20 protein-coding genes, 1 tRNA gene and 1 pseudogene are annotated in these 20,349 nt (G+C 65.0%); 11 read left to right on the top strand and 11 right to left on the bottom strand.

Going from position 1 to position 20,349, the window contains the following annotated elements; genetic code table 11:
* Nucleotides 1–156: 156 nt before the first annotated feature.
* From katG to AC0IW9_RS27920, 6 genes are all read right to left on the bottom strand, one after another.
* Complete coding sequence (katG, locus tag AC0IW9_RS27945; RefSeq protein ID WP_471651578.1) at nucleotides 157–2,373, bottom strand: catalase/peroxidase HPI; 2,217 nt, start codon at nucleotides 2,371–2,373, stop codon at nucleotides 157–159.
* 401 nt (nucleotides 2,374–2,774) lie between these two features.
* Complete coding sequence (locus AC0IW9_RS27940; protein ID WP_471651577.1) at nucleotides 2,775–3,998, bottom strand: ABC transporter substrate-binding protein; 1,224 nt, start codon at nucleotides 3,996–3,998, stop codon at nucleotides 2,775–2,777.
* 21 nt (nucleotides 3,999–4,019) lie between these two features.
* Nucleotides 4,020–4,859 (bottom strand): aspartate/glutamate racemase family protein, encoded by an 840-nt coding sequence (locus AC0IW9_RS27935; protein ID WP_471651576.1) that lies wholly within the window; start codon nucleotides 4,857–4,859, stop codon nucleotides 4,020–4,022.
* 30 nt (nucleotides 4,860–4,889) lie between these two features.
* Nucleotides 4,890–5,915, bottom strand: a complete 1,026-nt coding sequence (locus AC0IW9_RS27930; protein ID WP_471651585.1) for an FAD-dependent oxidoreductase — start codon at nucleotides 5,913–5,915, stop codon at nucleotides 4,890–4,892.
* On the bottom strand, nucleotides 5,836–6,345 hold the full coding sequence (locus tag AC0IW9_RS27925) for an FAD-dependent oxidoreductase (RefSeq protein WP_471651584.1): 510 nt from the start codon (nucleotides 6,343–6,345) through the stop codon (nucleotides 5,836–5,838). The genes AC0IW9_RS27930 and AC0IW9_RS27925 overlap by 80 nt, the downstream gene beginning before the upstream one ends.
* Before the next feature lie 87 nt (nucleotides 6,346–6,432).
* Entirely contained in the window at nucleotides 6,433–7,311 is an 879-nt protein-coding gene (locus AC0IW9_RS27920; RefSeq protein WP_471651575.1) for a Bug family tripartite tricarboxylate transporter substrate binding protein, read from the bottom strand.
* Nucleotides 7,312–7,484: 173 nt separating this feature from the next.
* Here AC0IW9_RS27920 and AC0IW9_RS27915 point away from each other — a divergent pair, with 173 nt between their 5' ends.
* The gene (locus AC0IW9_RS27915; RefSeq protein ID WP_471651574.1) at nucleotides 7,485–7,769 is read left to right on the top strand and encodes an EthD family reductase; all 285 of its coding nucleotides are present in this window, start codon (nucleotides 7,485–7,487) and stop codon (nucleotides 7,767–7,769) included.
* Nucleotides 7,770–7,938: 169 nt separating this feature from the next.
* Here the strand turns inward: AC0IW9_RS27915 and AC0IW9_RS27910 are convergent, their stop codons facing one another.
* Nucleotides 7,939–8,793 (bottom strand): LysR family transcriptional regulator, encoded by an 855-nt coding sequence (locus tag AC0IW9_RS27910; protein ID WP_471651573.1) that lies wholly within the window; start codon nucleotides 8,791–8,793, stop codon nucleotides 7,939–7,941.
* Between the two features lie 260 nt (nucleotides 8,794–9,053).
* On the opposite strand from AC0IW9_RS27910, the gene AC0IW9_RS27905 reads away from it, so the two are divergent.
* From AC0IW9_RS27905 to AC0IW9_RS27870, 8 genes are all read left to right on the top strand, one after another.
* Nucleotides 9,054–9,356: an EthD family reductase gene (locus tag AC0IW9_RS27905; RefSeq protein ID WP_471651572.1), complete on the top strand. Its 303-nt coding sequence runs from the start codon at nucleotides 9,054–9,056 to the stop codon at nucleotides 9,354–9,356.
* A gap of 122 nt (nucleotides 9,357–9,478) precedes the next feature.
* Nucleotides 9,479–10,426: an NAD(P)-dependent oxidoreductase gene (locus AC0IW9_RS27900; protein ID WP_471651571.1), complete on the top strand. Its 948-nt coding sequence runs from the start codon at nucleotides 9,479–9,481 to the stop codon at nucleotides 10,424–10,426.
* Nucleotides 10,427–10,545: 119 nt separating this feature from the next.
* Entirely contained in the window at nucleotides 10,546–11,394 is an 849-nt protein-coding gene (locus AC0IW9_RS27895; RefSeq protein ID WP_471651570.1) for an alpha/beta fold hydrolase, read from the top strand.
* A 104-nt stretch (nucleotides 11,395–11,498) separates the two neighbouring features.
* Entirely contained in the window at nucleotides 11,499–12,029 is a 531-nt protein-coding gene (locus AC0IW9_RS27890) for a VOC family protein (RefSeq protein WP_471651569.1), read from the top strand.
* A gap of 205 nt (nucleotides 12,030–12,234) precedes the next feature.
* The gene (locus AC0IW9_RS27885) at nucleotides 12,235–12,639 is read left to right on the top strand and encodes a hypothetical protein (protein WP_471651568.1); all 405 of its coding nucleotides are present in this window, start codon (nucleotides 12,235–12,237) and stop codon (nucleotides 12,637–12,639) included.
* Between the two features lie 279 nt (nucleotides 12,640–12,918).
* Complete coding sequence (locus AC0IW9_RS27880; protein ID WP_471651567.1) at nucleotides 12,919–13,554, top strand: hypothetical protein; 636 nt, start codon at nucleotides 12,919–12,921, stop codon at nucleotides 13,552–13,554.
* A gap of 73 nt (nucleotides 13,555–13,627) precedes the next feature.
* Complete coding sequence (locus tag AC0IW9_RS27875; RefSeq protein WP_471651566.1) at nucleotides 13,628–14,224, top strand: cytochrome b/b6 domain-containing protein; 597 nt, start codon at nucleotides 13,628–13,630, stop codon at nucleotides 14,222–14,224.
* Nucleotides 14,221–14,967 (top strand): molybdopterin-dependent oxidoreductase, encoded by a 747-nt coding sequence (locus AC0IW9_RS27870; protein WP_471651565.1) that lies wholly within the window; start codon nucleotides 14,221–14,223, stop codon nucleotides 14,965–14,967. Before AC0IW9_RS27875 ends, AC0IW9_RS27870 begins: the two co-directional genes overlap by 4 nt.
* Nucleotides 14,968–15,378: 411 nt before the next feature.
* Here AC0IW9_RS27870 and AC0IW9_RS27865 read toward each other — a convergent pair whose 3' ends face one another.
* The 4 genes from AC0IW9_RS27865 to AC0IW9_RS27850 all read right to left on the bottom strand — a co-directional run bounded on the left by AC0IW9_RS27865 (nucleotide 15,379) and on the right by AC0IW9_RS27850 (nucleotide 17,373).
* A complete protein-coding gene (locus AC0IW9_RS27865) occupies nucleotides 15,379–15,675 on the bottom strand; it encodes a hypothetical protein (RefSeq protein ID WP_471651564.1) in 297 nt (98 codons plus the stop codon).
* A gap of 8 nt (nucleotides 15,676–15,683) precedes the next feature.
* Entirely contained in the window at nucleotides 15,684–16,058 is a 375-nt protein-coding gene (locus AC0IW9_RS27860) for a lipocalin-like domain-containing protein (protein WP_471651563.1), read from the bottom strand.
* A 757-nt stretch (nucleotides 16,059–16,815) separates the two neighbouring features.
* Nucleotides 16,816–16,890, bottom strand: a tRNA-Gly gene (locus AC0IW9_RS27855).
* A 174-nt stretch (nucleotides 16,891–17,064) separates the two neighbouring features.
* A complete protein-coding gene (locus tag AC0IW9_RS27850; RefSeq protein WP_471651562.1) occupies nucleotides 17,065–17,373 on the bottom strand; it encodes a hypothetical protein in 309 nt (102 codons plus the stop codon).
* A gap of 387 nt (nucleotides 17,374–17,760) precedes the next feature.
* Between AC0IW9_RS27850 and AC0IW9_RS27845 the strand changes: the two are divergent.
* Both AC0IW9_RS27845 and AC0IW9_RS27840 read left to right on the top strand, forming a co-directional pair.
* A pseudogene (locus AC0IW9_RS27845) lies at nucleotides 17,761–18,487 on the top strand (transposase).
* Nucleotides 18,488–18,679: 192 nt separating this feature from the next.
* Nucleotides 18,680–19,675, top strand: coding sequence for a Bug family tripartite tricarboxylate transporter substrate binding protein (locus AC0IW9_RS27840; RefSeq protein ID WP_471651561.1), 996 nt, complete (start codon nucleotides 18,680–18,682; stop codon nucleotides 19,673–19,675).
* Nucleotides 19,676–20,349 lie beyond the last annotated feature (674 nt).

Below are 20,349 nucleotides of genomic sequence, written 5' to 3'. Positions count from 1 at the left end.
TGGGGGGAGACGACAACCGGTACCCAGTAGGCCCGTCCGGAGCCCAGCTGATCGACATCCCTCCGATGCATGACCATCCATCTCCGATGACGTCACCCGCCGCGGTGCCGAGGCACCGCGGCCGGGACTGGCCAACCCGAGACCAAGCATCAGGCGTTAGGCTTGGGCGAGATCGAAGCGGTCGGCGTTCATGACCTTTGTCCAGGCCGCGACGAAGTCCTCGACGAACTTCCGCCCTGCATCAGCCGCCGCATACACTTCGGAGAGCGCCCGAAGCTGCGAGTTGGAGCCGAAAACGAGGTCGGTCCGCGTCGCCGTCCACTTCTGCTGATCGGTCTTGCGGCAGGTGCCGACGAAGACCTCGTCGGCATGCCCGTCCACCATCTTCCACGCCGTGCCCATGTCCAGAAGATTGACGAAGTAGTCGTTGGTGAGCTGGCCTGGACGCTCCGTGAGCACGCCTTCCTGCTGCCCGCGATGATTGGCGCCGAGGACGCGCAGCCCACCGACGAGAACCGTCATCTCCGGCGCGCTCAGCGTGAGAAGCTGGGCACGATCGAGTAGCAGCTCCTCGGTGGGCACGTTGAAGGCAACCTGCAGGTAGTTGCGGAAGCCATCGGCCCTCGGTTCGAGCGGCATGAAGTTCTCCACATCGGTCTGCTCGGCCGATGCGTCGGTGCGGCCCGGCGTGAAGGGCACGGCGATGTCATAGCCCGCATCCTTCGCCGCCTTCTCGACCGCCGCCGAGCCGCCGAGCACGATGAGGTCGGCAATCGAGACCTTCTTTCCGCCCGAGGCCGCGCCATCGAACTCAGACTTCAGGCCCTCGTACACCGACAAGACCCTGGCGAGCCGCTCCGGCTCGTTCACGTCCCAATCCTTCTGCGGGGCGAGCCGGATGCGGCCGCCATTGGCGCCGCCCCGATGGTCCGAACCGCGGTAGGTCGAGGCCGATGCCCAGGCGGTCGCCACCAACTCGGCCACGGTCAGACCGGACGCCAGGATCTTCGCTTTCAGGCCGGCCACATCGCGGGCGTCGATCGACGGATAATCCGCCTTCGGGATCGGATCCTGCCAGATCAGATCCTCGGCCGGAACCTCGGGTCCGAGATAGCGTGCCTTGGGGCCCATGTCGCGGTGGCATAGTTTGAACCAGGCACGGGCGAATGAGTCGGCGAACTGATCTGGATGGTCGCGGAACCGCTCCGAGATCGCCCGGTAGCGCGGATCGACCTTCATCGCCATGTCGGCGGTCGTCATCATCGTCGGCACGCGCCGATCGGGGCTATGCGCGCCTGGCGCCATATCATCGGGCTTCTGGTTCTTCGGCTGCCACTGCTTCGCGCCGGCCGGGCTGGTGACCAGTTCGTAGTCGTAGTCCAGCAGCATGTGGAAGTAGCCGCCGTCCCAGCGAATGGGGTTCGGCGTCCAGGACCCCTCGAGACCGCTGGTGATGGTGTGGTCGCCGATCCCGGTCTCGTGGCCGCTTTGCCACCCGAGGCCCTGCTGCGCGATGTCGGCGCCCTCGGGCTCCGCACCCACCTTCCCCGCATCCCCCGCGCCGTGGCATTTGCCGAAGGTGTGGCCGCCGGCGGTCAGCGCGACGGTCTCCTCGTCGTTCATGCCCATGCGGGCGAAGGTCTCGCGGATATCGCGCGCCGAACCGGCCGCATCGGGCACGCCGCCCGGGCCTTCCGGATTGACGTAGATGAGGCCCATCTGGATGGCCGCGAGCGGGCTTTCGAGCACCTTCTCCTCGGTGATCCGGGTATCGCCGAGCCACTGCTCCTCGGTGCCCCAGTAGATGTCCTTCTCTGGCTCGAAGAGATCCTCGCGCCCGCCGCCGAAGCCGAAGACCGGCCCGCCCATGGATTCGATGGCGACATTGCCGGCCATGATCATCAAGTCGGCCCAGGACAGCTTGCGGCCGTACTTCTGCTTGATCGGCCAGAGCAGGCGGCGCGCCTTGTCGAGATTGGCGTTGTCCGGCCAACTGTTCAGTGGTGCGAAGCGCTGCGAACCCGACGACGAGCCGCCACGGCCGTCGCCCGTGCGATAGGTGCCGGCGCTGTGCCAGGCCATGCGGATGAAGAATGCGCCGTAATGACCATAGTCGGCCGGCCACCAGGGCTGGCTGTCGGTCATCAGCGCATGAAGGTCCCGCTTCACCGCGGCGTAGTCGAGCGACCGGAATTCCTTCGCATAATCGAAGTCGTCGCCCATCGGATTCCCGGTGAGCCCCTTCTGGTGCAGCATGTCGAGCGAAAGATGGTTCGGCCACCAATCGCGGTTGGTGCGCCCCAAAAGAGACCGCATCGCGGTCGACTTCTTCATCGGGCAGCCCAGTGGACCGTCCGGTTGGTTGGTGTCCATTATAGTGGTCCTCCCTCAGGAATTATTGGGAGGCTAGAAGCGGCTCACAGGGTAGGGGAAGCGATTTTTTTCGATCACAGTTATTGATCAATTCAATCGACCTACACCCAAGGCCAGGCTCGGCCGGTGGAGGGCCAGCACGCCAACTTCGACGAGTGGCATTCCATCGTCTCAATAGGGCCCAACAGAAACGATTGGCGTGAACGCCGGTGCTGGCTCGATCCACTGACCAAGCATGGCCGCGGCCGAACCTGACATCCAATCCGGCCGATGCGAACGGTGCAGCGATCCCCCGCTGCGGCAAGGCGCGGATCGCGCCTTGCACGCTGATGTCGCATGCGAAGGTGACGTGGCGTGCGGCATCCCCACTAGCTCCGGCAGGGCCATGGCGGCCCCGGCGCTCACCCGCCGCGCAACGCCATCGGGCAACCGCCCTGGGCGATCGGCCGATAGGATTCCTCGATCGGCACCTCCCGGACCAGGCGATAGACGTCATAGCGGCCGGTGGATGCGGCCGGCGCCTTGACCTGGAAGACGTAGACCGGGCTGATGCGGCGGCCATCGGCACGGATCTCGCCCTGGCCGAAGACCGGGTCGTCGGTCGGCGTCGCCTTCATGCGCGCGACGACGGCCCTCCCGTCGGTCGATTGCCCCAGCGCCTCCACCGCCTTCAGGTAGTGGGTCACCGCGGCGTAGACATTGGCCTGCAGGTCGGTCGGCATCCGGCCGCCCATGCGCTCGGCAAAGCGGCGGCCGAAGCTACGGCTGCCCTCGTTCAGGTCCCAGTACCAATTGCCGACCACGACGGCATCCTGCGTCGCCTCCAGACCGAGCGAGACGATGTCCGAGATATAGACCGCCAGCCCGACCACCCGCTGGCCGCGGCGGGACAGGCCGAATTCCGAGGCCTGCTTCATGCTGTTGATAAAGTCCGCCTGAGAATTGGACAGCGCCACCACCGAGGCGCGCGAGGCCTGCGCCTGCAGCAGCACCGAGGAGAAGTCGGTGGTGCCGAGCGGATGCCGGACCGCGCCGAGGACCCGTCCGCCGGCCCGCGTCACGGCCTCGCTGGACTGCTTCTCGAGGTCGTGGCCGAAGGCGTAGTCGGCGGTGACGTAAAACCAGGTATCGCCGCCCTGCTGCACCAGAGCCCGGCTCGGCACGTTCGACATCGACCAGGTATCGAGCGAGTAGTGGATGGTATTGGGGGAGCAGAGGTCACCGGAGAGGCGGCTCGACACCGCCGCCGTCACCAGGGCGACGCGGTTGGCGTTCCGTGCGACCTCGCCGACCGCGAGTGCGACCGCGGAGTTCGGGAGGTCGACGATGGCATCGACGCCATCCGTGTCGAACCAGCGGCGGGCGATTGCCGAGCCGGTATCGGCCCTGTTCTGGTGGTCGCCCGAGATGATCTGCACCGGCACGCCCGCCGCGCGGCCGCCAAAGTCCTGCGCCGCCAGCTGTGCCGCAACCACCGAGCCCGGGCCGGCGACATCAGCGAAGCTGCCGGAGAGGTCGCTCATGATGCCGATGCGGATCGCCTCCCGCCGGGCGGCGGGCGGGGTCTGCGCGGCGGCGGGCAGCCCGGCCGCCAGCAGCGCCATGATGAGAAATGCACGTCGCATGCCTGGTATCCTTCCCACTGTTCAGCGGCGATCTGCGTCGCCCGAAAAACTGTCCTCGGTCATGGCGGTGGCGCCCGCCGCCGCCCGGGCCTCAGCCAGCATCGCCGCGGGTGGCCGGGCGTAGCGGCCGGCGCGGCTGACCTGCAGCCCGATCGCGGCCCGCGCACCCGCCATGAACTGGGCATAGCGGAACAGCGTGCCGAGCGAATCCATGACCACCGCCCCGTGGCTCGCGCGCAGCCCATGCCGCCAGACGAATTCATTGAGGAAGCCGTCGCCGGGGATGATCACCTCGGCGCCCATGCCGACCAGCCGGCGGCAGGCGTCGTGGAATCCATCGAGCAGGGGCAGGGTGGCGTCGTCGTCGCCCTCAAGGCTGTATTCGTCGATCGGCGGCTGCATCGCGACCACACCGGCCAGCCGCTCGCGCAGGCCATAGGCCGCAGCCTGCTCCTCATGCTGGGCGCGCTGGCTCGCCTCCAGCGAGACCATCCCGAAGCGCTGGCCGAGCGAGCAGGCGGCCAGCATGCAGGTCTCCGACAGGCCGACGCAGGGGATATCCACCAGCGACCGGACCGCCGTCAGCGCCGGGTCGTAGAAGCAGCCGAGGGCGAAGGCGTCGTAGCCCGCCCGCTCCGCCGCCAGCGCCGCCTCGATGACCTGCGCCTCGTTCAGATATTCCAGGTAACGGTGGCGGATCGCATGGATCGGCGCAAAGTCGGCGCCATAGGTGCCGGGCCGCAGCCCGTGCAGCACCACCGCGTCGCCCGGCGGCAGCACCGCCGCGGCATGGCGGGCCAGCGTCGCGCGATAGAGCGGCGCGCGGTCGAGGTCGCTGAAGCTCTGATGCCAGATCCGCATGGCTAGCGCCCCCCTTGGGCCGGGACGTGGTCAGGCCGCATTGTCGCGCCGCGCCGCATGGGCGCCCCCCAGCCGGCCGAAGACCAAGCCCTTCAGCACCGAGGTCGCCCCGGTATAGGTGCGGTAGTAGGTGCCGATGATCTCGCCGGCGGCATAGAGGCCGGCGATCGGCCTTCCGTCGCCGTCCAGCACCCGGGCGTCGCTGTCCACCTTCAGCCCTCCGAAGGTGAATACGTTGGCCGACATGATGGGATAGGCGTGGAAGGGCGCCTCGTCGACCGGCAGTGCCCAGTTCGATTTCGGCGGGTCGAGCCCCGCCGTCGCCAGGCCGTCGAGCTCGAGCGGCTTCCAGGCGCCTGGACGGCAGGCGGCGTTGTAGCGCCGCAGGGTCTCGCTCAGCGCCGCCGCCGGCAGGCCGAGCTTTCCGGCCAACGCCTCCGGGCTATCGGCGACGATGGGCGCCTTGTCGGTGCGGATGGCGAGACGGACGTTGGGCACCCGCTGGTGCTTCGCGTCCAGCACCACATAGGCGATGCCGTCGCGCTGCTCGAAGATCCGCCGGGTGACGCTCTCGTAGTGGGCGTCGACGGTGCCCGGCGCCTCGTCGGTGAAGCGGCGGCCATCCTTGTTAACCAGCACGCCGTAGGGGAAGACGAAGACGGAGGGTTCCGAGACGCCGGAGCGCGGGTCGATCGGCTCGGCATGGTAGCTGCCGAAGTCGCCGGCGGTGGCGGCGCCGGCCTCGAGCGCCATGCGGATGCCCTCGCCGCGGTTGAAGTAGCCGCCCTTGCAGATGGGGCGCAGGAAGGCGGCGCGGGGACCGATGTAGCGGGTCAGTATCTCGGCATTGCCCTCGAAGCCGCCGCAGGCAAGCACCACCCGGCCCTGCAGGCTGAGCCGTCCCTCGGCGCGGCTGCGGGCGAGCAGGCCGGTGACGCGGCCATCGGCATCCTGCTCGAGCCGCTCGGCGGTCGTCTCATAGAGGATCTCGACGCCCAGCGCCTCCGCCCGCGCCGCCAGCCCTTCGACCAGCGCGAGGCCGCCGCCAACCGGCAGCAGCCGCGGCTGCGACTTGGTCAGGAACTGCGTGGGCAGGAAGTCGAACCGCAGGCCGAACCCCTTGAGCCAGGCGATGGTCGGGCCGGCCTTGGTCGGCGAAGGTGGCGATGAAGCCGGGCTCGGCCATCGAGATGGCAGCGGCATAGGCGGCGCGCTCGCCCGGCGGCCGGGCGCTCTCGGCGATGATGTCGGGGTCGAGGATGCCGCTGCTGTTCTCGGCGAGATGGGTCTCGAAGTCATCGGTGACCTCGGTCTCGCTCTGCATCCGGAGATAGGCTTCGGTGTAGCGACTCTGGCCGCCGCGCTCGGCCGGCGGCGCCCGTTCGAGCACGACGACCCGCGCCCCGGCCTCGGCGGCGGCCACCGCGGCGGACAGCCCGGCCACGCCGCAGCCGGCCACGACCACATCGAAACGCTTTTCGCGCATCGTCATCCTCCCTTGCGGGGGAGCATCGCATGCTGGAGGCAGGGGTCAAACGTGCGGACCAGCCGTCAGGCCTTTGCCAAGGGGTCCTCAGTCCACCCGTGCGCCGCTTGCGCGGATCAAGGGTGCTAGACGGGCTTCCTCGCGGGCACGGAATGCGGCGAGCTCTTCCGGCGTCGTCCACCATGGCGCCGCACCAAGCTCGCGGAAGCTGCGCACCAGGTCGGGATGCTCCAGTGCCTGCTTCGCAAACGCCGAGTGCCGCGCCACCACCGGCCCCGGTATGCCGGCGGGTGCGCAGACGGCCCCCCAGGAGGTGATCTCGAACCCTGGCAGAAACTCCGCCATGGTCGGAATCTCCGGCGCCGCCGGACTGCGCTCTGGGCCGGTGACGGCCAGCGCCCGGATCCTGCCCTCGCGGGCGGTCGGCAGGAGCCCAGGGATGTTGTCCATGATCAGCTGCACGCGTCCGCCGAGCAGGTCGAGCAGGGCCGGTGCGCCACCCCGATAGGGCACGTGCAGCATGTCCGTCCCGATCATCTGCTTCAGCATCTCGCCCGAAAGGTGCGGCGTCGTGCCCATGCCGGAGGAGCCATAGGCGTATTTGCCGGGATTCGCCTTCAGCAGCGCGATCAGCTCGGGCACGCTCCGCGCCGGCAGGTCGTTGTTTACCACCAGCAGGTTCGGCAGCTGCCAGAGGCCGGAGATGAAGGAGAAGTCCTTCGCGGCATTGAAGGGCAGGCTGGCATAGAAGGTCGGCGCGATCGCATGGGCGGCAATGCTGGCCAAGCCGATGGTGTACCCGTCGGGCCGCGACCTGGCGATCGCGTCCACGCCGACATTCCCGCCGGATCCGCTGCGGTTCTCGACGACGAACTGCTGGCCGGTAAGCTCGCTCATCTTCGCGCAGTAGAGCCGCGACAGCGTATCCGTTGCGCCACCGGGCGGAAAGATGTTGATGTAGCGCACTGGCTGGCTGGGCTAATCGGAGCCTGGCTGCGCGCGACCCTTGGTCGACCACTACCACCACACCCCGCGAACGGCCAGTGCCCCACTTACAAGACTGAACGGAGAGGATTCAATCCTGTAAGCTTACGATCGTTGTTAATCGGTCCAAATGCTCGCCCATGGCATATGCAACATTGATCGTCACGTGCAGCGGCGGCACCTACTTCGATCGCGACCATTACGTCGACGTCCACCTGCCCTTGGCGCTTGCGTGCTGGCAGCGGTACGGGCTGGAGAACGCCTCCGCCTTCTTCCCACGTGACGCCAACGCCGCTGATGTTTCCGTGGGCATCTACCGGTTCCGCGATGAGAAAGCACTGCACGCGGCACTCGCATCGGCCGAAACGGAGGCCGTGATGGCCGACGTTCCCCGCTTCACGGATGCAACCGTGTCTCGGACCGTGGGCACTCCGCTCTGATCGCACCGGGTGTCTCTTGGACAACGCGGCGTGCGAACGGCACCCGCCAACCAAGTTCTGTTCTCTATCGAATAACAAGCACAACGATATTTCTAATAGCCATGTGTTCGTCGGCGACGGCAGCCGCGGCATCGGTGCCGCAGCGGCTGCGCAGCGTGACTTCCGGCATTCATGCGGTTGCATTCACGAGATGGTCCGATATCGTCGAGATGAACGCACGAAGACGCTCAAGACGCCGTAGGTCACGGTGGTATCCCATCCAAACGTCTCGGCCCGGCGGCAACGTCGGCAGTTCCAGTCTGCGGATACCCGGGATCTGATTGCCGACCACGCGGGGCAGAACAGCGATGCCGACGCCTTGCCTGCACATGCGCCCCTGAACGTTGCGGTTGTTCGATCGCAGGAGCGGTCGTGCGTTGGGGAAGCCCTCGATGAGCCATGCGATGTCAGGGAAGTGGCGCGTGGATGGGGTGATCAGCCGGAAGCCAGTCCCATCGCCATACTTGGGATCAGTTGCTTCTTCAGCAATGTAAACGCCGTACTCGAGCCTGAAGAGCCGCCGCTGAACGACATCGGCAGTGTCAAACGGAACGGTCCGAAAAGCGACGTCGGCCTCCCGCTGGGCGAGACTGAAGCGGCGCGTGCCGGTCAAAATTTCGACGTCGACATTGGGGTAGGCGTTCGAGAAGTCCGCCAGAATAGGCGGCAGAACATAGGCCCCAAACCAGTCCGTTGACGAAATACGCAGATTGCCTTTGAGACTCTGTTCCTGCCCAGAAAGCCGGCGCTCCATGGCCAGCGCGCCTTCTTCCATTTGCTCGGCCAGCGCGATGATTCCGTGCCCCTCATCGGTCAGAACAAGACCGTCCGCTGTGCGCTGGAAGAGCGTGTGACCGATCGCCTCCTCGAGTGCGCGAAGGCGCCTGCCGACGGTTGGATGGCTCGTTTGAAGAGATCGCGCGGCGCCGCCCAGCGTGCCGTTTCGCGCAATGGCAAGAAAGATCCTGACGTCACTCCATTCCACTGCAGCCACCCGCACAAAACTGAACAGCGAAAGTACAACTACGTAAGTCGAAGCACAAATCGAAGCTCCTAGATTACCGCCATCGTCTGGCGGCGTGTCATCCCATGGATACGCCGGCCCCATGGGGAGGTGGCTTGGATTAGGGAACGCGATCTTGGCTGCAGGACCCAAAGAAAGCTCGTCCGGATTGAACAGGGAGATCTTCCAGACCGATTACAGAATGCACTGGACCACGCCTACGCTTGCAAATGAGGATTTCGATGATGATCACGATGCTGGTGACCTATGCGGGCGATGAGCAAACGCCGTTCGACCGCGACCATTGGATCAATTTGCACTTCCCGCTCGTGCGGGAAAGCTGGGGGCCTTATGGACTGCTCAGCGCCGGCGGGTTCTTTCCGCAGGGTGCGGGCGCCGGGCTCATCGCAGTTGGTATCGTCAACTTCTGCGACGAGGCCTCCATGGAAGCGGCGCTCAGTTCGCCGGAGACCGCCCAGGTCATGGCTGACGTCAACATCGTCACCGCAGTCAAACCGCAGCGCGGCATCGTGAAGCCGCTCTAAGCGGCGCATCGGCTCCTGTCGATTGCGGGGCCGCTGATGCCCCAGGTCTCAGCCTGACGATCGCCCGGGAGCCCGCGTCCGAACCTGCGCACAGCTCTCATCTGAACAACAGGAAATAGGACATGCAGATCGGATTTGTCGGTCTCGGCAGCATGGGCTCGGCTATGGCGCTGAACCTGGTGAAGGCCGGCCACGACGTGCGGGCCTGGAACCGGAGTAAGGTCGCGCAGGATAGCGTCCCCGGCGTGACGCTTGTCGAGCTTCCGGCGGACGCATTCCGGGCTGACGCCGTCTTCACGATGCTGTCCGACGACTCGGCCATTCGGGAGGTGATCCTCGATGCCGGCCTGCTGGCCAGCGCGCAACCAGGGCTGACTCATGTCGTCACATCGACCATATCGGTCGCTTTCGCGCGGGAACTGGCGCTGCTGCACGAGGAGGCGGGCCTTGGCTATGTGTCCGCACCCGTCCTCGGGCGACCGAACTTGGCAGCGCGTGGCCAGCTCAACATCCTGGCGGCTGGGAAGGCGGATGCGGTTGCTGCGATCGAACCTCTGCTCGCTCCCCTCAGCAAGAAGGTCTGGAAGCTAGGGGAAACCCCCGCTCGGGCGAATGCGGCGAAGCTCGCCTGCAACATGATGATCGCCATGGCGATTGAGGCGATGGCCGAGGGTGTGGTGCTGACCGAGAGCGTCGGCCTCGACCGTGTGGATTTCTTCGAACTCATTCTGGGCACCCTGTTCTCAGGCCGCGCCTATGAGAGCTACAGCGCGCAGATCACGGAGCGATCCTTCGAGGCGGGCTTCAAAGCCAAGCTCGCGCTCAAGGACATGCGCCTGGCGACAGAGGCCAGCAACGAGATCGGACGCAGGCTCCCGATGCTTGAAGCTGTCCACGAGGGACTCAGCAAAGCCGTCTCGGCGGGCCTGGGGGACAGTGACTGGTCGATCATGGCTGAAATGACGATGCGCGGCGGCGCTGGCGAGACGTCGTGTGCAAACAATCGGAAGACGCCCCGCTTCATCTCCCGCACCATCGAGCCGCGCACTCCGCAGCGGAGCGCAAGCTAACTGCGTTCCGCAGCGATATCGACGCCTGGCGTGGTGTCTCGGTCGCCAGCGATTTCGATCAGCCTTGAGCGCTGGCCGCAAGCTCAGTTTCAACCTCAACATTTGGCTGGAAGGCGATCATGATCGCAACTCTGCAGAGGTTTACCCAACAGCTGGTGCCGGTGAACGGCATCAAGATCAACGTCGTCACTGGGGGCTCGGGCCCGCCGATCCTTCTGCTTCACGGCTGGCCGGAAACATGGTGGGAATGGCACCATGTGATGCCGCTGCTGGCAGAGCATTTTAGCGTGGTGGCCATCGATCTGCGCGGCGCGGGCTTCTCCGACTGTCCGTTCGACGGCTACGACAAGGCGACGATGGCGCGTGACGCGCACGAAGTCATGGTTGCCCTTGGGCATGACCGCTACGCCGTGTGCGGACATGACATTGGTGGAATGGTCGCCCTGGCGCAGGCTGCTATCCATAGGCAGGCTGTCACTCACCTGGCCGTCCTGGACGTGCCGCTTCCGGGCTGGAGCGGATGGGAGGCGACGACCGCGAGGCTGTGGCACTTCAGCTTCCACATGAACCGGGATCTACCCGAGCGCCTGATTCATGGCCGTGAATATGACTATGTTTCGACCTTCATGGCCGAGCGGTTCTACGATCACAGCAGCTTTAATCTGGCGGACATCGAGATCTATGCCAAGGCGATGGCGCTTCCTGGCCGCACGCGTGGTGGCATGGAATGGTATCGCAGCCTCACCGCCGATCATGCGGCTGCGCTCGAGTACAAGAAGCAGCCGCTCGAGATACCGGTGCTTGGCCTGGGTGGGGACCAGCGATTCGGCGCGCAAATGGTGCCGATGCTCAAAGAGTTCGCCGCCAACGTGACGGGCGGCTCCATCACGCGGTGCAGCCACTATGTCGCGGACGAGCGGCCGGATGAAGTCGCTGACGCCTTAATCGGGTTTCTCAAGCCTGATTGAAACCCGGCGCCCGCGCCGTCGTGGGCCGCGCAGCTCGCAAGGCTGCGGGTGAATCGCGCCCGCAGCGAGCACGATAAATCGAGTAGATAGCAAAGGAAACTGCCATGACTGCACCCTTCATTCGCGGCGTCAATCATATCGGCATCACCGTGCCCGACATCGAAGCAGCAAAATCGTTCCTGGTGGAAGCGTTCGGCGGCCAGGTGATCTACCAATCCTTCGGACCGCAGGATCCGCCGCGCCAGGGACCCGACTTCGAACGGGCCGTCGGCGCGTTTCCCGGAACGGTCGTGCGTGCGCAGGCGATGGTCAAGATCGGCACCGGACCCGATATCGAGCTCTTCGAAATGCACGGCCCCAACCAGGCCGAGCCGGTCCGGGCAAGTGACTTCGGCATCACGCACTTCGGTGTCTACACCGACGACATCGACGCAGCGGTTGAGCGCTTCGAGAAAGCCGGAGGCACCCCCCTTACTGCGCCGCGCGCCATTCCCTATGCGACCGAGAAAGGCGCAGGAAACAAGGTTTGCTACTGCCGCATGCCATGGGGCACGACGATGGAGTTCATCACTACGCCGGACCGCATGGCCTATCATGACCAGACGGATCTTCGCAGGTGGCAAGACGAGGACTGAGCAGAGCGCCAGACCCTGAACCGCGGCCCAGGCCTTGCTGCAGCCGGTGGAGGCGGAGAGCCAACCGACGCAGCGCTTCCTTGGTAAGGGCGCCTTTGGGCTCGTGCAGGGCGCACTGGAGGCAATGCGGAAAGGAGATTGCGGCCTCTGGAGGCGTCTCCCTGCTGCACGAGCCACGTAACATCGCCTGCGGTTGGGGAGGGGCATGACCGCTGCGCGTCGGCAAGAGGGGGCATCGATCCCGTTCCTGGCGCGCGGCCCCTCACGGCTGCGGCTCGTCGCAGCCCAAATGCGCCACCGGCCGCAGCAGCTCATGACGGCCGCGTGCAGCCACGCCACGGCCAAGGCGGCGAGGCTCAGGGAAGAGCGGCCGTTCTTTCAGCTTAAAGGTCAGGACATCCCGCAGGCCTGCCCTCTGCTTCCGCGGGTCATGAAGGCGCCGGCGCAACTGCGGGTCAGCCGCCAGGCGACGGTGGACCTAGGCGCACTGCTGCGCGTCGAGGTGGTCATCGACATAGGCGTGCGGCATGTCGTGACGAAGCCGAGGCCGCCTAATCTGTCGCGCTTACGTTTGCGCCGTCCACTATGGCGGCGTGCCTCAACCAGGTAGCCTCCGGTCGTCTCAAAATGCTCCTTTTAAGGGACCGAAGGCCATCGCTGCCTGCCAATTACAGTAATAGCGCTGAATGCCGGCCAGAAACTTACAATACTGAACGGAGAAAACTCGATTCTGTAAGTTTACCAAGCTTGTTAATCGGTCCAGATGCTTATGCATGGCTGGATGGACGCTGGCGCTGCGCTCTTATTCCGAAGTTGGTTTGGAAAAAGCGGGAATAAGATCCCCAGCGCGGGGTTCATGGGCCCAGACACCTAGAATGAGGATAGACCCTTGCAACGACGGATACTGATGACTGCGGTCGGCGCGACGCTGGCCGCACGCGCGCTGGCCCGTGGTACTGCCCGGGCGCAAATCGCCCCCCGCCCGACGGCCGGCGCCGCCCGGCTGCGGGGCATGCTCGATGGCGTGACCGAGACGGGCATCACCATGACCACCCGTGCCGGCGCCCATGTGACCGTCGCGCTGTCGCCCCAGCTGCGCGTGGCGCTGGTCGCCGCTGGGCGGATCGAGGATATCCGGCCTAACAGCTATATCGGCACCGCGGCCACCGCGCCGCAGCCCGACGGCACCCTGCGTGCGCTCGAGGTCTCGGTCTTCCCGCCGGAGCTGCGCGGCGCGAGCCAGGGTCATTTCGCCTGGGATCTCGGCGAGGGCACCACCATGACCAACGGCACGGTCGGCAACCTCGTCGGCACCAATGGCCGGACCATGGTGGTGAATTACGGTAATGGCGAGAAGCGCGTCGTGATCCCGGACGACGTGCCGATCGTGATGGTAGAGCCCGCGGATCGTGCCGCGCTGACGTTGGGTGCGAAGATCGTGCTGAATGGCCAGCGCGACGCCAGCGGCGCGGTGACCGCCGCCTTCATCCTGGTCGGCAAGGACGGCCTGACGCCGCCGATGTGAGGGGCGCGGCCTCAACGCCGAACGAACCTGCCCGGCCCCGGACGCCTGGGGTCGCGCCGAAGGAGATCGCCGCATGCGACATCCGCTGCTGGTACGCATCACCCACTGGATCAACGCCTTCGCCATGGTCTGCATGATCATGAGCGGCTGGGGCATTTACAACGCCTCGCCCTTTTTCGGCTTCCGCTTTCCGGCCTGGGCGACGCTGGGCGGCTGGCTCGGCGGCAGCATCGCCTGGCACCTTGCCATCATGTGGCTGCTGGTCGGCAATGGCCTGATCTATGGGCTCTACGGCGTGCTGGGCGGGCATTTCCGCCGGCGCCTGCTGCCCTTGCGGCCCCGCGAAATGCTAGCCGACATCGTCGCCGCGCTGCGACTGCGCCTCGCGCATCGGGCGGGCAGCTACAATGCCGTACAGCGTGCCAGCTATGTCGGCGTGCTGCTCCTGGGCGTACTGATTCTCGCTTCGGGCCTGGCGCTTTGGAAGCCAGTGCAGTTGCAGGCGCTCGCCCAAGCGCTGGGCGGCTACGAGGCCGCGCGGCGGGTCCACTTCCTTGCCATGGCGGGGATCGTCGCCTTCGCCATTCTGCACCTGGTGATGGTGGCGCTGGTGCCGCGCACCTTGCCCGGCATGATCACTGGCGGCGCGCCAGCCGAGGAGACCCCATGAAAAATCGTCTCGACCTGCGCGATCACGGCCCCGCGCTGCGCCGACTGGATCGCCGGATGTTGCTGCGCGGTGGCCTGTCGCTGGGCTCGCTGAGCCTGCTCACGGGCTGCAACCTGCAGGACGGGGACAGGGTGGATAAGGTGCTCTGGGCGATGTCGCACTGGAACGACAGGGTGCAGGCGGCCCTGTTCAACCCCCATCGGCTGGCGCCGGAATATACCCAGCGCGACATCGCCAATCCCTTCCCGTTCAACGCCTTTTACCCGCTGGACGATGCGCCGCAGGTCGATGGCAGCGACTATGCGCTGGAGGTCTCGGGGCTGGTGCAGGACCGCGCGCCCTGGCCGCTGCCCCGGCTGCGCGCCCTGCCGCAGGTGAGCCAGATCACCCGCCATATCTGCATTGAGGGATGGAGCGCCATCGGCCAATGGGGCGGCGTGCCGTTCCGCCACTTCCTGGAGCGGATCGGCGCGGACACAAGGGCACGCTACGTCGGGTTCCGCTGCGCCGACCGCTACACCAGCAGCATCGACATGGCGACGGCACTGCACCCGCAGACCATCCTGGCGCTGGACTATGCGGGATCGCCCCTGCCGGTGGCCTACGGGTTTCCGCTGAAGCTGCGCGTGCCGACCAAGCTTGGCTTCAAGAACCCCAAGCACATCATGGCGGTCACTGTGACCAATGATTACCCGGGCGGGTACTGGGAGGACCAGGGCTACAATTGGTTCAGTGGGTCCTGAGCCAGAAGGGATCAGCAAAGGGTTGGTGTTGGGACAAGGCTCAGTCCCACAAAAGGCCAGCGGGGATGGCGGCGAACCCGCTGGTGCCCACCAAGCCGGCCGCGTGGTTGGAACGTGCCCGGTCTGCCCTACTGCCGGGCACGCCTATCCGCTCGGCATTTTGTGCAACACGGCGATGACGCTGCCCTTGCCAACGAGCAGCAGGGCCGCAATGGCCGCCAGCACGATGCCAATGCGCCGGAGCGGCTTGTTCGCCTACTTCCAGCGTTCGGCGCAGAGCGGCTCATGCACGGCGAGCCTCGTCGTCACGTCGTCCGCGGTCATCGTGCAGCCCCCTATCGCCTACGGCCGCTCGACGGCTAGAACTCCCTATTCAGCAGCAGGAGGCTGCCGCGCGCTGCGGCGGCGGCCTTAAGTCACCGCCACAGACAGCGTGTTCGTCGACAAATCGATGGTCGCCTCTGGCGAGATGTTCCGCGCCATGACCCGGATCGTGTTGGTGGTCCAGGCGGTTGCGTCGAGCTCGATGAAGCGGATCGAGGAGGCGAGAGCGGCATCGGCTAGGTCATCGACCCGGCAACTGGTTGCGGTCACGTCGAGCAGGCTGGTGATGCCTGGCACCAGTGACAGGAGATCCCGGGACACCTCGGCCTGGAACTCCCGCGTCCCGGCCGGCAGCGCCGGGATGCCGCAGAGTAATGCTGGCACGGAACCAGCTATGCAGGCTCGACACTGATCCGTTCCCAAAAGATGTCCCGGTACTGCACCACGCCGTTGATCTCTGCCGGCAGCGGCGTGAGCACCATGCGGTTGCCTTCGAATCGTACCTTGCGCACCTGGTCGCTGCCGATGGCAATTCGTCCCCCTGAGGACGCGTCGACCTTGGTGACCAAGGTCGTGCCGTCGAACGTATAGTTCCCGCAGTATGAGGCATAGTCGCGCTGGATGCCTTCCGGCAGGTCGGCGCGACCGTCGCACAGCGCGGCCATCATCCGTCCGTCCGCGTTGAGCGTCACGAGACCCATACCTTTGGGACCGTAAGGCTGCGGCAGAGACTTGCCGTTTACATCACGGGACGTGGCTCCGACCACCTTCCATGTGCCCAGCAGGCTAGTCTCATTCCCACCAGCCTTCGTCGCCGAAGCGCCTTGTGCGCGTGCTCAACCGATACTCAGCACCGAAATGGCCAGTGAAACGGCGGCCATAACGTCGCGGCGCAATATCTTGCCCGCATCGTGTATCCTCCCGCATGGACAAGCCTATTGATCGTGCGAGGCGAGCGTCAATGCAGCAGATGGCCAAGCCCTGACGGCATACACCGTATCCGGCGCTGTTGGCGCTCTACTTAGGCCTGCCCTGTATGCTCCTGCATTACCGAACCGACGAACGGAGGCTCGCCGCAGTTTGAGCACCATAGTTCCCGGCAAAGCCCGATCAGGTGCAGTCGGGCATCGCGCCCGACCAGTGCGATCAGTGCCCGACGCTGGAAGGTTCGGACTTGGCATGCGCAGTGCAACCTTAGGGCTTGGTCTGCGGCCAGGTCGTCAACGGTGAAGGTGAACGCCGGATCCATGCCGGCCATGAGGGCCATGAGGGCCACCATATCGCTACAATCGGCAGCACAGCTAATGACCATCCTGCGTCAGCCAATGCTTAGCAATTTCAGCCAATTAAACCTTGTGGTGAAAATCACCCTACCCTCAACCTCCAAAGAGAATGCGCCCTTCGGAGAGAAAATTCTGGCCTCGTTCCGATATTGCACCATCAAAGTCCACGCGGAAAACCGCAGGAAACCTGTGCCTCACGACATCAGTCATCGGGACGGAGAATGGTTGGAAAGAGACCGACTGGAGCGGGCGAAGGGATTCGAACCCTCGACCCCAACCTTGGCAAGGTTGTGCTCTACCCCTGAGCTACGCCCGCATCCGTCGGTGGGGGATGTCTACCATATTGCGCTGTGAACGCAAGTGACCCAGGTGACATGTGGCCAAAGCGCCTGAGCCCCAAAGCCTCCTGACCCCAGAGGTTCTCGAGTAGTCGGCGATTGGAATAGGCCCAGTCGGGCAGGCGACCGGTGCATCACCGCACTTGGGCGGATCACCGAACGCGCGCCCCGGCCCAGATCAGCGCCCGGAAGGCACTGAAAGCGAAGCCACGGTCGCCGACCACCCAACCTGGAACACCCAGCAGGCAGTCGATCAGCCCCGGCGCCATTATCAGTTCGTGTGCCCGGCCCGCGGCCATGGCGAAGGACACTGCCCGGCCGTGGCCCTTGGCGATCATGCAGGCCTTGGTGCCGTGGCCGCCACGTGAGCGACCAAGCGCTTCACGGCGATCATGCTCAGCGCTGTTGGCCCCTTTTTTCGCTCTCGCCAACTTGGGACGGGACGCGGATGCTGGTGCCATTCATAAATGTTATCCTAAGCGCGATCCAACCAGTTGTACCCGCTTGAGCAGGTGATCCCGAAGGCGAAGCAGGGCCCAGCGAATGAAGATCTGGGCCGCCTTCCACCAAGGCCAGAGATCATCCGGTGGACTATGCCACCTGACACCGTTCTGATGACGCCAGAAGACCACCTCGATCGTCTGCCGGAGGTTCGTGTGCGGCACCTTGCTGTGTGGCCGGACCTCCTCAATCAACAGCTCCAACTCCACACATTGCTCTTCCGTCAGGACGTGAATGCCGAAACTGCTCGCCATGACCGCCATACAGGCAAAATACTTAGAAAATAACATGGCCTATTTTAGAGATCATTATGGACGTTTTACAAAATAATGAGCAGCCTATGAGGTATGAATGTCTATAATATTTACATATTTGACATTTTTGATGATGAACAGGCTTTGGTCTGAATTTACCCGGCCCTACTGCCTGAAGCTGCTGGACAGGTGAGTGCGCTGCGCGATTTGCTCAACGGCCTGCGCTATGTGATCAAGACCGGGGCGCCGTGACGCTGGCTACTTCTAGGCACTGGCCGACGATCTGCCCGCCATGCTGCGGCTGCAAGGTCCAGCCCAGTGCTGCCATCCTAGACGGCCGCACCCTCCGTTCCTTACCGGAAGCGGCACGAAGGCCGGCTATGATGGCAACAAGCGCAAGCGAGGCTCGAAGCTTCACCTCGTGGTTGACACGCTGGGCTATCTCCTGGCGGTGCATGTGACGCCGGCCGGCACGGATGACTGGGCTGAGGTTGGACGGCTGTCCCAGGCCATGCAGTCCACCACCGGCCAGAACGTCGAACTGGCCTATGTCGACCAGGGCTACACCGGTCCAAGGACCGCTGACGCCACCAAAGCGCATGGCATTGCGCTGGAAGTGGTCAAACTGCCTAACGCCAAGCGTGGCCTCGTGCTGTTGCCACGACGCCTGGTGTCGAACAGTCCTTTGCCTGGGCCACCCGCTTCCGTCGATTGGTGAAGGACTACGAGGGATATGCCAGCACCCTCGCCGACCTTTCGCCTCGCCGCCTTCGCCTGCCTCATGCTCAAGCAAGCTGCAAGACTGAGTGAAGTTTCATAATAGCCTCACGGGTAGTATTTGGCCCCCATTCAGGCCATGATGTCAGTCTTACTATACCCGCCTAAACTGCTATGGCATTCTTCTCTGTGTGTTTTCGGTTAATTGTAGTGTCCGGCTTTGCCACATGATGCAATATATCGGCTTCAAGTGCCTCGATTGGACTGAGATACTTGCACAAAAGATGAGGAAACAATGGTGCATTCCCGTCGCCACATGCTGGCCGCGCCTGCCTTTCTCATAGGCTGGGCTTCAAGCGGCGCCCGTGCCCAGGCCTGGCCGGCCCGACCGGTGCGCATGCTGGTCGGCTATGCGCCTGCCGGCACCACCGATATCGCCGGGCGGCTGATCGCCGAACGCCTAGCGGCCCGCCTCGGCCAGCCTTTCATGGTCGAGAACCGACCGGGAGCGACCGGCAACATTGCTGCCGAGGTGGTCGCCCGATCCGAGCCGGACGGCTATACGCTCTACGTCACCAACATCGCCAATGCCGCTATCAATTACCTGCTCTTCGGCGCGCGTATGCCCGTAAAACCGGAGGATTTTGCCGAGGTTGGCCTGCTGATGCAGGTGCCGAACGTGATCTTCGTACATCCTGATTCCCCGGCCCGGACGCTGCAGGACTTCATTGCCATGGCAAGGGCGCGACCCGGTGCGATGAATTACGGCAGCGCCGGAAGCGGCGGCAGCCTGCACATGTCGATGGAATTGCTGAAGGTCCGCACCGGCATCGCGGTGACGCATGTTCCCTTCCGCGGCGCAGGGCCAATGCTGATTGAGGCGATGGCGGGCCGGCTGGGTGCCGGCTGCGACAACATGCCCTCCTGCATCGGCCATATCCGGGACGGCCGCCTGCGACCGCTCGCGGTCACCACCGCCATGCGCTCACCAGCGCTGCCCGAAGTTCCAACAGTGGCCGAGAGCGGGCTACCGGGCTTCGAGGCGACCTCCTGGTTCGGCATCCAGGCACCAGCGCGGACGCCGAGGCCAATCGTGACGCTGCTCGGCGACGCAATCGATACCATCGTGAAGGAGCCGGCATTCCGTACACGGCTTATCGAACTCGGCGCCATGCCGCCCGGCCTGCTGCCGGATGGCGGCACTTCGCCCGAGGCCTTCACAGCCTTCACCCGCCGCGAGATCGAGAAATGGGCCGAGGCGGTGCGGATTTCGGGTGCGACGGTGGACTGATGCTTGCCAGATCGAGACGCCGGCCTGCGAATGCAATGCTATGTTCGGGTCGCTGAGAACGGCTGGGGTGGGGCTATTGCGGTGCCTGCTTGGATGGAGTTGGCCGCTTCACCTCCGGGGCCGGCATCGTCCGCCGATCCAGCGCATCGGGTGTCTCCGACGGCGCGGGGGTGAGAAGCGCACAGCCATAGGTCAGCAAGGCGAGCGCCATGCCCACGACCATGAGGATCCGCCATTGCCTAGGAGCACGGCCGGTCCGTACCGTTCGCGCGGCCTGCGGCTTAGCCGTAACCCCTGCGGATGGCGCAGTGCGGCGCGATGCGGCCGGCCTAGGGCCCAGGCCGACAGAGTTCTGAGGCGGTGCGGCGGAACGCCGCGGCGCCGGTGGAAGCCTCTCCGCCGGCACGAAACGGAGGCGTTGCCGCGCCACTGAGATCCGCAGCGTGCGGCCCCAGGCGAAGTCTAAACGGTCGCCCTCCATCCTGTCAGCGAAGACCACGCCGCCCTCGTTCATGCGGGAGACGACGAGCAAGCCGTTCCCCTCCAGCCGACCGCTGATGAGGCTGGCGCCAGTAGCAAGGCTTGGCCATGGCTCGCGGACTAGAGCGTTTTCCTATCAGTCTGCGTCATAGCCTGCGGCGGTAAAGTAGTTAGTGCACTCGGTTGGGGTGAAG

Source organism: Belnapia sp. AC561 (assembly GCF_979252845.1).
Note: the sequence above shows the minus strand (reverse complement) of the source record. Positions and strands in the feature narration are given on the sequence as shown.

What these genes read in the sequence shown, in the direction of transcription:
- AC0IW9_RS27870 (WP_471651565.1), top strand. Translation starts at nt 14,221, where the DNA reads ATGAAAAATCGTCTCGACCTGCGCGATCACGGCCCCGCGCTGCGCCGA.
- AC0IW9_RS27890 (WP_471651569.1), top strand. Translation starts at nt 11,499, where the DNA reads ATGACTGCACCCTTCATTCGCGGCGTCAATCATATCGGCATCACCGTG.
- AC0IW9_RS27895 (WP_471651570.1), top strand. Translation starts at nt 10,546, where the DNA reads ATGATCGCAACTCTGCAGAGGTTTACCCAACAGCTGGTGCCGGTGAAC.
- katG (WP_471651578.1), bottom strand. Translation starts at nt 2,373, where the DNA reads ATGGACACCAACCAACCGGACGGTCCACTGGGCTGCCCGATGAAGAAG.
- AC0IW9_RS27940 (WP_471651577.1), bottom strand. Translation starts at nt 3,998, where the DNA reads ATGCGACGTGCATTTCTCATCATGGCGCTGCTGGCGGCCGGGCTGCCC.
- AC0IW9_RS27935 (WP_471651576.1), bottom strand. Translation starts at nt 4,859, where the DNA reads ATGCGGATCTGGCATCAGAGCTTCAGCGACCTCGACCGCGCGCCGCTC.
- AC0IW9_RS27900 (WP_471651571.1), top strand. Translation starts at nt 9,479, where the DNA reads ATGCAGATCGGATTTGTCGGTCTCGGCAGCATGGGCTCGGCTATGGCG.
- AC0IW9_RS27885 (WP_471651568.1), top strand. Translation starts at nt 12,235, where the DNA reads ATGACCGCTGCGCGTCGGCAAGAGGGGGCATCGATCCCGTTCCTGGCG.
- AC0IW9_RS27840 (WP_471651561.1), top strand. Translation starts at nt 18,680, where the DNA reads ATGGTGCATTCCCGTCGCCACATGCTGGCCGCGCCTGCCTTTCTCATA.
- AC0IW9_RS27925 (WP_471651584.1), bottom strand. Translation starts at nt 6,345, where the DNA reads ATGCGCGAAAAGCGTTTCGATGTGGTCGTGGCCGGCTGCGGCGTGGCC.
- AC0IW9_RS27850 (WP_471651562.1), bottom strand. Translation starts at nt 17,373, where the DNA reads ATGGCACCAGCATCCGCGTCCCGTCCCAAGTTGGCGAGAGCGAAAAAA.
- AC0IW9_RS27905 (WP_471651572.1), top strand. Translation starts at nt 9,054, where the DNA reads ATGATGATCACGATGCTGGTGACCTATGCGGGCGATGAGCAAACGCCG.
- AC0IW9_RS27875 (WP_471651566.1), top strand. Translation starts at nt 13,628, where the DNA reads ATGCGACATCCGCTGCTGGTACGCATCACCCACTGGATCAACGCCTTC.